Below are 13,761 nucleotides of genomic sequence, written 5' to 3'. Positions count from 1 at the left end.
CCTATCTTAAAATTTAAACGTTGCACATTACTATACCACAAATGAGGTAAGGAAATGTGCAATTCCGACGCTTCTTGCGTCTTTAAACGTGTGATTTGGAGTTGTTCTTGTTCGTCATTGAAAAGTGAGCGTGAACGTGAAGCACGATCCGCCGCTTTATGGGACGGGGATGCTTGCCTTATGGAAGGCAGAATCGACATGGCCGCACAAGCGCAGGCTGACGAACCGTTTCAAGGACGAATACGGCAAGGCCACGAAGAAGGAGAAGAAGCTGATCCTGGATCGTCTGGCCGGGATCGGTATGGGCCGCTCCACGGTCCGCCGCCTGCTCAGTAAGCCCGCGGCCCCGATGGGCAAAGGCCGACCGGGACGCCCACGCAAACCAGGATCGGGACGAAAAAGCAAGCACTCGCAGGGAAGCGGGCGGCTCCTGGAACGTCTGCGGATGCTCATGGGCATGCTATGCGGGCTGTATATGAAGGCGATGATAGGTCAATGGATCTCCGCGCTGGAGGCCAGCGACGAGCTGACCGGCGCCACGCGCATGCAGATCGACGCGGTCGGGGCGATGAGTTCCTCGACCATCGATCACCGGCTCAAAACGCTCAGACTCGAGGCCTCGCCCAAGGGAAGGTCGCCGACCAGATCGAGCGCCTGCCCGGGCTGGCCGAGGCCGACACCGTGGCCCACTGCGGACCCAGCGCGGCCGGCGAGTTCGCGCGCACCCGGACCATGGTCGACTATGCGACCAACTGGACCGTGAACGCGGCCACCCGCAACAACGCCAAGTGCAACATCAGGAGCGCGGCCGACACGGCCATCGCCCTGTTCTCCTTCCCGGCCGCCTGCTTCGACTCGGGCAACAGCAGCAAGTCCGTCAACGACGAGCTGAACGACTACCTGCTGCACAAAGACATCGAACAGACCAGGAACCAGCCCTACAGGAAGAACGACCAGCTCACGCCCACAATTCAACGACGAACCGCGGCGGCCAGATTCCATCAGAATTCAGCCCTCTAGCTCACGCACACTCAGACGGTCTTCGAGAATAAGCTTATGTATCAGATTTTTGCCGTGCGCCGGATTGTCGAGAGTGTCAGCGTATCGACTCAGCAGATTGACGACCGCCTGATAGTACTGTTCCACTCTAAAGCCATCATATGGCCGATAATAGAAAACCAGAACTACGTCGCCTGAGTAAAGATTTTCCTGATCAAAGATAGCCTGAAAGTACGAATAATCCGCCTTTCCCAATGAATGACCGAATATCTTTATCGCATCTAAGCAATCTCCATTCCTGCGAGAGATATGCCCAGTGTCGAAAAGGCCTTGGATGGATGGCTCGGCATTGTGCATTATCCGGTAAGTCTTGGTGAAGGGCAATACCGCCTTGTTCTCCAAGAGGTTATTCCCATCATCCGCGAGACTGTCTATGCCGAAGATGATTCTCCCACCTTCCAAAGATCCATGAATGTTCCGGTACGTGTGAATTTTGTGGGCAACATTGACATGCTCTTGATTCAGAGGGAATGGCTGCGTGTAGTTAAACGATAAAACAGAATTGCTCAGATGCTCCGGTGAATCGCCTACCTTGGAGATATGTTCTAAATCTTGGCCGGCCAAATCATCAAACAGACAGCATGCTCTCGTCTTATATTCTGGCGACACGGCGCTCTCTAGATAGCTCGCAAAGGAATCCTCGAACATACTAAGCTCTTTTAACATGATTTCATTAATCTGGGAATCTTCAATCTGCGCGTTTACGTCATATTCTTTAGAGAACATGTACGCTACCATGGCTAGACAGACTCCTAGCTCTCCCGAGTTATCGTAGCCGACATTTGGCACTCGCCCATTCCGGAGGCTACCGACAATTTGTTGAAGATAGCTATTCGACACCCACTTGCGTATTACGGCCTCAACATCTTTCCACTCGTTCGGCTGATTCCTGGTACACTCGTAGGCGAACACATAATCCCAGACGCTGTGAACTTTCTCGATATTGTCAAAAGTCAATCGGGTATGCTGCCCATTATTTATGCTTCCCAAGCCGCCACATGACTCTTGGATTTTACGAAGTACTTGTTGTCCTTGTGTGCTTGGAGAATTCCCTATGCCTTCGTCCATGAAATCATGGAAATACCAATTGAAAAAATCCGAATACCTACTCTTCAAACCGCACGCAAGATCAAGACCGTTTCCTAAGATAATCAATTGAGATGTATCGTTTTTGAAGAAAAAAGAGGGCAAAGTCTCAGCGCTCAGACGATTCGCTAAACCATTTATGCCGCTGCCTATTTGCGGAAGGTTAGGCCTTGGGCTGCCTTGCATGTAATCAGCTGAATCAATTGGGAGAGTATTGTCCATGACTAGATGATACGACATCTCCCACGGGGGTACTCTCCCTGCTCGCGGACGGCTGCTGCAGGTCGTCTCCGGCCTGCAGCAGCCGTATCCATTCGTGGCGCATGACGGCGAAGTACTTGCTGTTGGGCAGGCCCATCAGGCTCCAGACGTGGGTCAGCAGCCTGCACGCATCGTCTGTGCAATGGCGTTTCCTCACGGTGCGCCCGCCGATTTGCTCGCGCGGCGCGGGCAGTCTTGGGCCGGCTAGCAACCGCCTGACCGAGACCCTGGCCAGGCCGGTGACGGACGCCACCTGGTCGAGGATGCGGTCTTTGTCCTTCTTGCTGGCACGCAGGTAGGCGGCACGCAATCGGTTCGCAGCTCCTCGACGCGCGGTCATTGCAATCAGATCTCCCATACCATGATCGTAGTTTCGCGATCAAAGTATGTGAGGAACCAGCAACCCACACACGATCAAAATACACGAGGAACGTCGGGCGGTTGACAAGTCTAGGCAACGAGGCGGTAATCTTGCAGTACCAAACAGACAGAAGGGCCTACGATGGTGACGAAACGAGCGCATATGATTCCTCGCAGCTATCTCGACGGATGGGCCGACGGGAAGGGCATGGTAGATGTAGCCGATCTCGCGAAAGGCCGCTCTACGACAACGGCAATTATAAATGCCACCGTTGTCAGTTACGCATATAGGACCGAAATTCTGAGCACGGATTTAGAAGGTCAATTCGCAAAGGTCGAGAGTGCCGGTATATCTGCTCTAAGGAAATTAAGGAGGACCGATACACTTACTCAGGGTGAGATTAGAGCTGCTATTGCATTTCTGGATATGTATCGCGAACGCGGTCTCTATGCCGATCAGGCGAAAACCCAGACTCCTGCGGTCCTTCTCATGCAGGACCGCAGCCTTCAAGAAGCCGAGCTTTCTCTTGGTGACCGAATGGTATTAGCAAGCTATATGAATGAAACCGTCGAATTTGATCAGCTCGGAATCGAAACGTGGCCGTGGAGCATTTGGGACTGCACTAATGCCTTGACAGGAGACGGGGCTTTAACACTATGGCGCGAGGCGAATTCCACTGCAGTCACCACAATCACTTTCCCGCTCTCACCAACGAAAATACTTGTGATTGGCAGAAAACTAAGCCGCTCAGTAGATATCAACCTGGTGACAGTGCTGAAGTCCAGACGCTGGCTGATCGCCCAGCGTGGAATGTTTGACGAGAAGAAGATTTCCCTCATTGCCAAGAATCATAATCCGGGGCCACTGCGGTGGATCTCACTGAAGGAGAAGGGCATCTCATTAGATCTGGAAGTCTCCTAGTTCACCAGTGCATACAATATCCAGCATTGGCAAATACCGAACAAAGCATGCGACAGGAACGAGCCTCTGTATAGGTTGTTTTCTAAATTCAGACGTTTTAGTCGATTTAATATTTAAAAAATCTATATACTTAGCAATACAACATTATGAGGAGGATTCAGTGGCAGGAAAGAATAAGCTTAATATCTTTTTGATAAAAGAAGGTTTCCCAAATGACAAAATTATCGAGCAACACAACAGCTCAAGCGCTCGGACCATACAGAAGTTAACGATACATAATAATTATAAGCTGTACATCCGGGCAAATCCTCAACATAGGCCTGATTGGGTAACTAAATTCTTCGATTCTTCGCAAGATATACCGAATATTATGGTTTCGAGCATAGGGTCAATCTTAATTATACCTATTTCTATGCATACTCAGGATTCTGTTGTAACCCGTCTCTTCGCCCTAGCTTTCGGATATGGTAGAGCTCTCCTCAACCCCTCGGCTATAGAACAACGATTTGGTTTGAAATGTGTGTTGAATTCTGTTGCGGACGATGCCTTACGTAAAATTGGGTTTACTGATGTTTCTGGCAATGCTAAACGTTCTAGCGAACAATTACCTCGGTCGGCTACAATTGCAGAATTTGCTCTTGATGTAGAACGCAATCTTTTGAACAACGTCACGGCAAAAGGCCAAGAGAACGACTTATTAGACGGAACCATCACGGGAGGAGATTCAATTTCCCTTACAAAAAATATAGATATAAATATCATTGAAAATTTCTTGCCTCAACTATATCAGCGCTATCGCAGTAACAAATATAAAGAAAATTTTGAGTGGGTAGACAACATCTCACCAGTAAAGGATCCCGATCTAAAAAGACGCCTATGGGATGAAGCCATACACCAAATAAACCCATCTTCCGGCGAAAGGCCAGCTTCCACATTATGGATGGCCATTCCAGACATATTGAATTGGGAGTCAGTATTAGGCTTCCAGATTGCTGGAGAGCCAAAATCGAATGGTGGTGAGCTTCCCTTGCATGATGACATTCTTTTACCAGAAGTTATAGCATCGTTCCGAAAACCACTTCAAACATATGATCAACTAAGCAGTAAAAAAATATTAGTAAAAGATTCGGAAGATACACATCAATCATGGTCTGCAGACAAATGCCTTGTAGGAGAAATCGAATTGGGGCACAGAAATTATTGTGTCAGTGATGGAGCATGGTACGAAATTCAAAAAGACTACGAAAAAAGAATCAATGAAGATTATAGACAAACCAAACATTCAGATATTTCTTTTATACCATATTTAAATGATGAATACAATCAGCCATTCCAGGTGCCTAAAACCGATAGGGAGAAATATGAGATTAAATGCGAGGAGCGTTACAATTATGAATTAGAACGACAATTAAATCATTCGACTCTCGAACATTACATGTTGATGGACAGGCACCTTGTCTCATATGGCGGTGGCCGTAGCCGCGAAGAATTCTGCGATTTACTATCAGATGACGGACAGAGAATTCATGTAAAACGATACTCTGGTTCGGCAGTAATGAGCCACTTATTCAATCAAGGGCTGGTCTCCGCTTCACTGGAGAAAGATGCCGATGCCTTCACCAACAAAGTAAATGATATAATTAGCGAAATCGGAGCAGAATATAAATCACAAGTTGAACATTTCCTTCTTAAGAACAACCAGGTGCATGAGGTTGTATTTGGAATTGTGGCTCCTCATAGTAACTCTACAAATCACGATCTCCCCTTCTTCAGTAAAGTAGCGTTTTCCGCTGTAAAAAAACAACTACAACGTATGGGTCTAGAAACCAGCATACAGTGGATTGAAAATAAGTAGTAGGCAGATTAGATAGTATTGACCACTAGTTCTTATTGTGTTTCGGCACCGGATGGGCTAAATTTTCTTCCGTCATGCGATGGGCGTGCGGTGGAAGGAGGCTCCTCTTAGGGTATGCAAAATCAAGACAAAGATTGGTTCGCACTTTACGAGCAGGGGCTGCCAAGCAGCACGACGGCTGTGGAGCACGGCATGTCGGAAGAATAGCGTAATCGGCGCGTCCGACCGGCTCACTGTTTTGCACGGGGATATGGAGGTGAAATCAGAGGCAAGGTACGCCTTGCCGTAACGCCATCGGGAGCACATACAGGCAACTGACACCTACATCCCCCGCACATGCGTCCCGCGCCCCCGCTTCCCCGCCGGCCTCGCCGCGCCGATTGACCACTACATCCAGCGCTGCACGAGCAGATCGGCCACAGCCATGAAGAGCATGGCGAGAACCGCGACAATCACGCCGACAGCCCACTGGCCAGCCGCAGGCAGCGCCGCGCCATTGACGTGTAGGACCCGGAAGACCGCGAGCTTGGCGGCATTCAACATCAGCGCGTTCAGGGCGTAGAACACGATGCTGTGCCTGCCGACGCATTCCAGCACACGCGAACGGCCGATCAGCACGGACAGGAACACGCAGCCAGCTACGCCGGCGAACATGCCCAGCACGGCGAACCACTCGGACGGCGAACCGATGCCGGGCTGCTTGGGCACAGCAACAAGCGCACAGGCCACGTATACGGCAACAGCGCCAGCGAAAAGAAGCGCCGTGGACGTGCCCCGCCGCAGCGGGAGCAGCAGATTCCTGGCAGCCAGACCAAGCAGCATGAACCCGGCGGCCTTCACCCCCTGCAGCATCCGGAACGGCAGCTGCAAGCCGGGCAGCACATGAACTACCGCCAGATAGCAGGCGATGAGCAGCAAGCCAATCCCCGCATCATAGGAGCGGCTGCGCACCAGCCTGACGATCCCGTACGTGACGAGCTCACCGACGAAATAGGCCCACAGGAACCACAGCCCATTGCCGTTGACGAGCACATCATAGAAATCGCGGCCCATCGAATAGTCATGACCAGTCTTGAAGACCCGCGCCAGACCCGGGGCCAGCAGCAATGCCAGCGGCTTTGCCAAGAAGTACAGGGAGAACACATAGTATGGAACCAGCAGCGTGCGCGCCTTACACGCAAGGAACTGGAAGGTTGTGGGTGTCTCATATAAATCTCACCTATATAATCCCTCACCCCCGCAAATGCCGCGGCCGCCCCGCACCCCACTCATGCCCAGTGCTCCCGGAACCCTGAGGTCACTCCCCTTTCCCGATCCTCCGCAGCACTGTCCTCTTCTCCTCCCCGTTCATGACAAATTTCCAGGCAAGCCCAGCAAAAAGAACCGAATAAGCAAGGCCCCATGCGACAAAAGCGACAAGATTCGTGACAGGGAAGAAGAACACAGCAACGCAGAACAGTGCGGTCAGTGTCACCGACATGAGGATGATGGGCATCTGTCTACGCCAGAAATAGAACATGTCCAGCCCGATGCGCGCCTGATAGAACCAGTTCATAAACAAGCCCGGGCCAATCACCATGCTTAGCAGATAGCCGATCGTCGGCGCCCAATAGCCCCAGCGCGGAATAAGAACCAGCGAGAACACGATGTTGAGGACAGCTGTAATGACGTAAACGATGCTTCTTGTCTTGTGCTGATTTTGCGCCCGCTGGATCTCGATCCCCGTATTTTGCACCAACGGCACCATCACCGGGGCTATCATCACAATTGACAACCAGAAAGCATCGGCATTCTGCCCGCCCGCCCACAGATGAATGAAATACCGACCGAGAATAATATACCCACCGAAGATGTACCAGAAAATAATCATCTGATATCTGCCGACTTTAGTCATCAACTTTGTCAGCTGTTGTTCGCTTCCGCCCCCGGCCACTATCCGGTTAATCAGGGGAACAAACAAACTCGACAGAATCGTGGACATCGAGAAAAACAGGTTCCGCATCTGCGATGCGATGGCGAACACCGCCACCGTGGAAGCCCCAGCCAAAGCCCCAAGCAGAAAATTAGGAATCTGATTGTTCACCAGATCGGTAATCTGGTTCAGGAATATCCAAAAGCTGAATACACCAACTGCACGAAGTAGACCGAAGTCAAACTCTTTAAAAAGAAAACGCATGCCCAGCTTAAAATATGCAAATCTCACATTCAACATAAGCAATACGGCACTTACCGACAACTGCGCGATAGCCACCCCAACGGCCCCCATGCCGATAGACAGCAACGCGATAGCGAGGAAAGGCGTACAAATATTCAGGAAAATCTGCCGTGATTGCTGAAACACGAAGCGCTCATGAGCCATGATGAAAGCGTCGAAAGGAGATGACAAAAAAGTGATGGCCACATTGATGATCATTATTACCATCAACGACTTGCACAATGCAATCTCGTCAGCCGTCAACCCGCCAGAGAAAATCCGTTGCGTATTGGCAACAAACAAACCACCAATCACCAAAGCAAGAACCGCAATAGAACCATACAACGTGAAATAAATACCATTTAATCGTCTGACTCCGCGATCATCCGATTTCGCCCTGAGCCGCGAATAGAAACGAACGTATGCTCCATCAAATCCCATACTGAGAATGGTGAGGGAGAACACGACCGAGTTCGTCATTTGGAAAACTCCGTAGTTTCCCTGCCCAAGGTAGTGGAGGAGGAGCGGAGTGTATAGCAGGTTGACAAGGTTTTTCAGGCCTATGTTGATATAGCCTAAAACCGCTCCTGATTTTCTCTGGCTCAACGGTATATCTCCTTATTTGCAGCATTACAGCATTGCAGGAAAATGACAATCACTTAGCTGCGATGGTCGACGCTATCTTTTCCACAATCGGCGCGTCCACAGCCGTGTCGAATTTCCTTGCGAACAGGCAGCCCGAATCCATCAGCTCTTCGAAATCGGAGAGTCGATAGATATACGGAGCGCCACGGTTCCAATCAATCAATCGCATTGTCTGGTGCGGGTCAGAATCGAACTCGTTAATATACCGATCTGCGGAAAAAGGCGAGTTCAGCAGAATCGTCTGCAAGAAAAGTTCATCGCAGCACAGTGTGCGACTCATAAAATGACTCTCGGTAATCGACCAATGATCCAGAACATACTGCGCGAAATCGCCTGTTATGCTGAACCAGTTCGCGCCCTTCCCATGCTTGAGTGCGCATGACTTATCCCTATTGACTCCGAGCAGCATCTGAGCATGCGAGAGCAGGTCCCCCATCTTTCTCCACGGCTGCTGCTGCCCTTTCTTTCCGAACATACGATAAGTATGATATTTTGAAAGATCTTCAAAAGTCAGAGAATCATCGATATCGGTGTGTCCGATGGACACAAACTGTCTTCCGACATGCTGCTCGAAGAAACGGCAAATCTCATCGTTGGTCCTTAGCGGCAAGTCCTGTCCGGATGGAAGATGAAGGTAACTATATTGCCTGCCCGACTGCATGGCGGCATTAATAAGCACTTGCTCGCATCGAATCTGGCTGGAATCCCCCCAGGCCACATCTACATCATGCAGGAAAGTTAAATCGGATTCGGTCACCGATTTTTGCATGCTCTCCCAAGGGACATCTTTTACCTTGTTGTCTACATGCAGGTAGATATCAAACCGTGCGTCATCCAACAACTGAAGAAGCAGCGAAACCTGCTCGAAGTTCTTATGGGCCATGATAAGGAACGCGTGGCGGCTCATATTATTCCTCTTTCACAGCGCTCGGTCTCTCTTTGTAGAAACAGGTTTATCGTACACCTCACGCTGCACGTAACTTGGTTGGCTAGATTTCCAAGATACAGAAATATCTCATGCATTAGTATGTTGACTGCTGCGACATAGTGAGCAGAAGCGCAGAAGAAACGACAAGATGATTTTAGCCTTGATACAGTTCCTCCAAAGTTCTCGTGACCTGCTTTCTGTCGTATCCAAGGCTTCGCGCTTTGCGCGCCTTTTCAGGTCGATTCCCAAGCCGATTCTTAGCCTTCATCTGGACCTGAATCTGCTGAATTGCATCGGCCCATTGCGATGCATCGTCAATCGGCAGGTGCATTTCCGCGTCTTCTGTATCACCAATCACAGGTACAGCTTCTGACAACGCCAAGTCCAACCCATTTGCATAGGCCTCTATCGCCGCTATGGGAAATCCCTCGAATGCGCTCGGCATGGAGAAGACGTCAAGCATGCTTAGATAATCCTGAACCTGCATCGCAGACTCAGGCGTTGCAGCGCCCGGCATAATCAACCGGTCCGTAACCCCTTGTTCCTCCGCATATGCCTTTATTTTCTCGTTCAAAGGACCGTCTCCAACGAGCAAAAGATAGGCAGGCATTTTTTTGCCGCAGAGATCGCAGAGGACATCCACTTGGAACAACGGATTCTTTGCCTCAGAAAGTCTCCCCACCGCCCCAAAAACAAGAGCGTCCTGCGAGAGTCCGAATCGCTGCCGCATCTCGATACGTTTACCCTCATCGAACACGTATTTCTCGGTGTCGATTCCATTATGAATAGTTGTGAATTTTTTTCTGCCGAAGAGGTAGGTGCCTGCATCCTGCGAACACGCAAGACAAGATGTGGCAGAACCGCCAAACACTGTTTTGCCTATAATATGAGCGATTGTTTTCACTGTTTTCGAACCGGAACCGAAGCGCGAATTATGGGAATGCACGATGCGCACAGGGACCTTATGCCTTTTCGCTATCGCCGAGTAGACAAAACCGAGTCCATTCATAGCGTTGATGTGGACTACATCATATCGTCGCTGACTCAGCAACGTATCCCATGCCTTGCTGCTGTCCAGCAAACGTTTAATGAAGCCGGGCTTATTGCCTTTAAATACAACATATCGATGTCCATGCAATTGAGAGATTCTTTCGTCATGGACATCGCTCCAATCATGCGTGGAAAAAATATCAAAGGAGAACTCGTCCCGATTCAAGGTCTCTACGGTATTCATGACGAAGCTTTCGATTCCGCCGATTCCCCATGCCTCAGTGTAAAAAAGCACCTTTGTCATACTCATAGCAAGACCCTATTTTTCTCGTTTGGCAACAGCTGCATCAGCGTTGAAGAGATAACGATACTTTTTGAAATAATACGCCAGCCCAAGAAAGTGCTTCATATTCATGATGCTGAATATTTTTTTCTGAGAGATTCTCTGATAGTCGTGAATGATTGCTGCGTCTGCACAGTACGCCACTCGCAATCCTGCCTGATGCACTCTTACACAGTAATCGACATCCTCCGGCGCATAGAAAATACGCTCATCTAATAGCCCCACCTTTGAAAGCGTAGATGACGGCATAAGCCAGCAAGCGGAAAGAAGATAGCCAACATCTTGCAATCCATCAATTACCTGGGCATCTGGCACCTCCATTGCGGCACCACGCCGCTTCAACGATGAAACCGGCATAGCCTTACGTATCTTAATTCCCATCGTAGGCAGATTTCGGCCACTGAGCTGGCGAACACCTTTTCGGTCCCTCATAGTCGGGCCAATAAGCCCGATTGACTCTTCGCGATCATCGACAAGTTTTTGGACAAGGTTTTCGAAGGCTTCGTTATTCACCTCAGTGTCCGAGTCAAGAACGCAAATGTAATCCACATCTGTCGAAATCTTTCTCAGCGCCATGTTTCGGGATTTTGTCGTTCCAAAGTTCGTGCTCAGGCGTATAAGCGAAACATCCATGCTGCCGGATGTATACGGCTCTGTAATGCGAATCGTTTCATCGTTCGAGCCATTGTCTACAACGTAAACTCGTACTTTCCCGAAGTGCAGAGCAGTGACTGAATCCAGGCACTTTCGCACGTATTGGGCGGAATTCCATGTCAGTATGACAAACGCGATCGTAGCCTCATCCATCGGCTTTCGCACATCACTACCCTTCTCTTCAGTTCCAAACGTAAATCTTGGAGTCTCGTCAGGATTTACTTTTTGTCGTAAATGCCTGTAGAGTCCATTCGTATTACTATTGTACCGTCCCGATAACCGAGAAGAGAGTGCCCGAAATGCATACAGTGTCGGTGGTTGTCCCTGTGTACAACGTGGAAGACTACATAAATGCATGCATAGATAGTCTGCTTACCCAGGATTATGCCAACACGGAGATTATTCTTGTAGACGACGGGTCGACAGATGCCTCAGGAAAAATTTGCGACGACTATGCGCAGAACAACCCGAGTATCATCGCTCTGCACAAGAGTAATGGCGGACTTTCCAGCGCTCGAAACTACGGCATGGACCATGCCACGGGAGACTATGCCTTATTTGTCGACTCCGACGATATCATCGCTCCAAACACGTTAAGTTCCTGCATGAAAGCGGTATTACAGTCAGGTGCGGAAACTGACTGCGTCGTGTTCACGTATGTGCTGATTGACGAGGAAGGGAAAAAACTAGGCACTGATGCCGAAGCTGACACCTTTCCCCGGAATGTATGTGTCAGCGGCAATGAGGCACTCACCTATTTGTTAGAAGATCGAATCCAGAACTTCGCATGGCGAATGCTTTTTTCAATCGAAATGTGGCAGAATTCAGGGATTCGGTTCCCATTGAACCGATTGTTCGAGGATGTGCTCACAACATACAAGTTTTTCATGCATTCAGGCAAGGTCACGTTCCTGGACGAACGCCTGTATGGCTACAGGCAAAGAGCGCAGTCGATTCTTCATAACATCACTGCGAGAACAGCCGAATCGTATCGTGAAGCATTCATCGAACGCAGCAATACCATCGAAAAAGTTTTGCCCAAACTCCACGGCCTTTGCGAAGCTCAACGATACAAGGCGTTCTATCGGGTTGCGATGTTCACGTTGACTTCCACACAACAGTCGGTACTTGAGGTGAGAGACAAATCCATCAGTTATTTGAAGAAAAACAGGCCAAGCGCATCGACGCTGGAAATATTCAACCGAAAGCAGCGTATCACGCTGTCTCTGTTACGCCGGATGCCCGTCAAAAGCATCGCCAAAACCATTGCTCTCGCCAAAAAGGTCCAGCTAGCAATCAGTTCTCGTTAACAATGAATACTTACGATCGCAGCCGCGCGCGAGTCATTTCAAGTTAATGTAACCTTCAAACTTGTATCGCTGAGTCTGCATTCATCAGCATCTTTTATTTTCGTCTCAGTATGCTCTTGAGTTTATGAAGCATGGCAAATAATCGGAATCGTCTGCGGACAATAAGCGAAGATGTTATATCCCGAGGCTCTCGGAGATAATACGGGTTATTCTTCCAATTGGGAAAAGTCAAGTCCACCCAGGACGTAAGTCTGCAGACATAATCCATATTATGCAAACCCCCGCATAGCAGATACCACACCTCAGCATAGAGAATATGATGTATGGCTTGCCATTCCAGTTCATCGTGATAGCTATGCAGCTTCGGCCCCAGCGCAGATATCATAAATTCAAAGGACTTCACTATATCTAACCGCGCCTCAGGCTTCGTGTTATGCATCACGCTTCCCTGGTGCTGACGGTAACGATAGGGAGCACAATCCAATACTTCGCATGACTGCGACTGAGACAAAACCAGAAAAACAGCAGCTAAATCCTCGCCGATAGAAATGTCCTCACAGAAGAAATCTTCCGAAAGCAGCGGACGCCTTATAACTTGCATCCACAATTCAGCACAGTGAGCCATCATTGGACGACGAATATCCTCCTCGGCGCCAGCGCTATCGCTGTAACCGTAGCCATCGGCAACGATTCCGGAATCATTTACGACTTTGCAATTAAATCCAATGAGGTCTTTTCCCCCGTCGCACGCATCGAGTACCCGCAGGAAATCATCCCATTGTATGTAATCATCACTGTCAAGAAACCCTATGTATTCGCCTGATGCCGCTTCGATTCCGCGCTTTCTAGCGGCATTTTGGCCACTATTCTCTTGGAGAATCAGCGTCATTGAGTTTACGCAGCGTTGTTGAATTGATCTGAGTTGAGATCTGGTATCCTCATGTGACCCATCGTCAACGACAATCAACTCTATTCTGCTATCGAAATTGTTAAGAAACCCGGAGAAGCATTGTTCGAGGTACTCTGGCTTAGTATTGAAAACCGGCACTATCACTGACAGTTTTTTGGGGTCATTCATAGGAGTTCCTTGTTCTAGATTCACCAAACAATGCGATAGTTTTGGGGATATACAATTGTGTTTATATCGCCCATAT

Annotated in this window: 13 protein-coding genes; 5 read left to right on the top strand and 8 right to left on the bottom strand. The window is 49.3% G+C overall.

Annotated features, from left to right (window positions below):
* The first annotated feature begins 130 nt into the window (after positions 1 to 130).
* Both DDF78_RS07080 and DDF78_RS07075 read left to right on the top strand, forming a co-directional pair.
* Entirely contained in the window at positions 131 to 763 is a 633-nt protein-coding gene (locus DDF78_RS07080) for a hypothetical protein (RefSeq protein ID WP_152581207.1), read from the top strand.
* Entirely contained in the window at positions 760 to 1,020 is a 261-nt protein-coding gene (locus tag DDF78_RS07075; RefSeq protein WP_162000770.1) for a hypothetical protein, read from the top strand. The genes DDF78_RS07080 and DDF78_RS07075 overlap by 4 nt, the downstream gene beginning before the upstream one ends.
* On the opposite strand, the gene DDF78_RS07070 is transcribed toward DDF78_RS07075, so the two are convergent.
* Positions 1,009 to 2,367: an AbiH family protein gene (locus tag DDF78_RS07070; protein ID WP_162000769.1), complete on the bottom strand. Its 1,359-nt coding sequence runs from the start codon at positions 2,365 to 2,367 to the stop codon at positions 1,009 to 1,011. The genes DDF78_RS07075 and DDF78_RS07070 overlap by 12 nt on opposite strands.
* Positions 2,345 to 2,764, bottom strand: coding sequence for a hypothetical protein (locus tag DDF78_RS07065; protein WP_152581204.1), 420 nt, complete (start codon positions 2,762 to 2,764; stop codon positions 2,345 to 2,347). Before DDF78_RS07065 ends, DDF78_RS07070 begins: the two co-directional genes overlap by 23 nt.
* A gap of 165 nt (positions 2,765 to 2,929) precedes the next feature.
* Here DDF78_RS07065 and DDF78_RS07060 point away from each other — a divergent pair, with 165 nt between their 5' ends.
* Together DDF78_RS07060 and DDF78_RS07055 are read left to right on the top strand one after the other, a co-directional pair.
* Positions 2,930 to 3,688, top strand: coding sequence for a DUF4238 domain-containing protein (locus DDF78_RS07060; RefSeq protein ID WP_162000767.1), 759 nt, complete (start codon positions 2,930 to 2,932; stop codon positions 3,686 to 3,688).
* A 160-nt stretch (positions 3,689 to 3,848) separates the two neighbouring features.
* Entirely contained in the window at positions 3,849 to 5,543 is a 1,695-nt protein-coding gene (locus tag DDF78_RS07055) for a DUF6119 family protein (protein WP_162000766.1), read from the top strand.
* Between the two features lie 387 nt (positions 5,544 to 5,930).
* Here DDF78_RS07055 and DDF78_RS07050 read toward each other — a convergent pair whose 3' ends face one another.
* From DDF78_RS07050 to DDF78_RS07030, 5 genes are all read right to left on the bottom strand, one after another.
* Positions 5,931 to 6,668 carry an acyltransferase family protein gene (locus DDF78_RS07050; RefSeq protein ID WP_152581201.1) on the bottom strand — a complete coding sequence of 246 codons (738 nt, stop codon included), beginning with the start codon at positions 6,666 to 6,668 and terminating at the stop codon, positions 5,931 to 5,933.
* Positions 6,669 to 6,840: 172 nt separating this feature from the next.
* Entirely contained in the window at positions 6,841 to 8,343 is a 1,503-nt protein-coding gene (locus DDF78_RS07045) for an oligosaccharide flippase family protein (protein ID WP_162000764.1), read from the bottom strand.
* 49 nt (positions 8,344 to 8,392) lie between these two features.
* Positions 8,393 to 9,289, bottom strand: a complete 897-nt coding sequence (locus tag DDF78_RS07040) for a beta-1,6-N-acetylglucosaminyltransferase (protein ID WP_152581199.1) — start codon at positions 9,287 to 9,289, stop codon at positions 8,393 to 8,395.
* A gap of 175 nt (positions 9,290 to 9,464) precedes the next feature.
* Positions 9,465 to 10,610, bottom strand: coding sequence for a glycosyltransferase (locus DDF78_RS07035; RefSeq protein ID WP_152581198.1), 1,146 nt, complete (start codon positions 10,608 to 10,610; stop codon positions 9,465 to 9,467).
* 9 nt (positions 10,611 to 10,619) lie between these two features.
* Positions 10,620 to 11,450, bottom strand: a complete 831-nt coding sequence (locus DDF78_RS07030) for a glycosyltransferase family 2 protein (protein WP_162000763.1) — start codon at positions 11,448 to 11,450, stop codon at positions 10,620 to 10,622.
* 146 nt (positions 11,451 to 11,596) lie between these two features.
* Here DDF78_RS07030 and DDF78_RS07025 point away from each other — a divergent pair, with 146 nt between their 5' ends.
* Positions 11,597 to 12,607 carry a glycosyltransferase family 2 protein gene (locus DDF78_RS07025; protein WP_152581196.1) on the top strand — a complete coding sequence of 337 codons (1,011 nt, stop codon included), beginning with the start codon at positions 11,597 to 11,599 and terminating at the stop codon, positions 12,605 to 12,607.
* A gap of 94 nt (positions 12,608 to 12,701) precedes the next feature.
* Here the strand turns inward: DDF78_RS07025 and DDF78_RS07020 are convergent, their stop codons facing one another.
* The gene (locus DDF78_RS07020) at positions 12,702 to 13,685 is read right to left on the bottom strand and encodes a glycosyltransferase family 2 protein (protein ID WP_152581195.1); all 984 of its coding nucleotides are present in this window, start codon (positions 13,683 to 13,685) and stop codon (positions 12,702 to 12,704) included.
* Positions 13,686 to 13,761 lie beyond the last annotated feature (76 nt).

The organism is Bifidobacterium tibiigranuli (assembly GCF_009371885.1).
GTDB classification, from domain to species: Bacteria; Actinomycetota; Actinomycetes; order Actinomycetales; family Bifidobacteriaceae; genus Bifidobacterium; species Bifidobacterium tibiigranuli.
The sequence above is the reverse complement of the archived record's forward strand: the minus strand, read 5'-3'. Positions and strand labels throughout refer to the sequence as shown.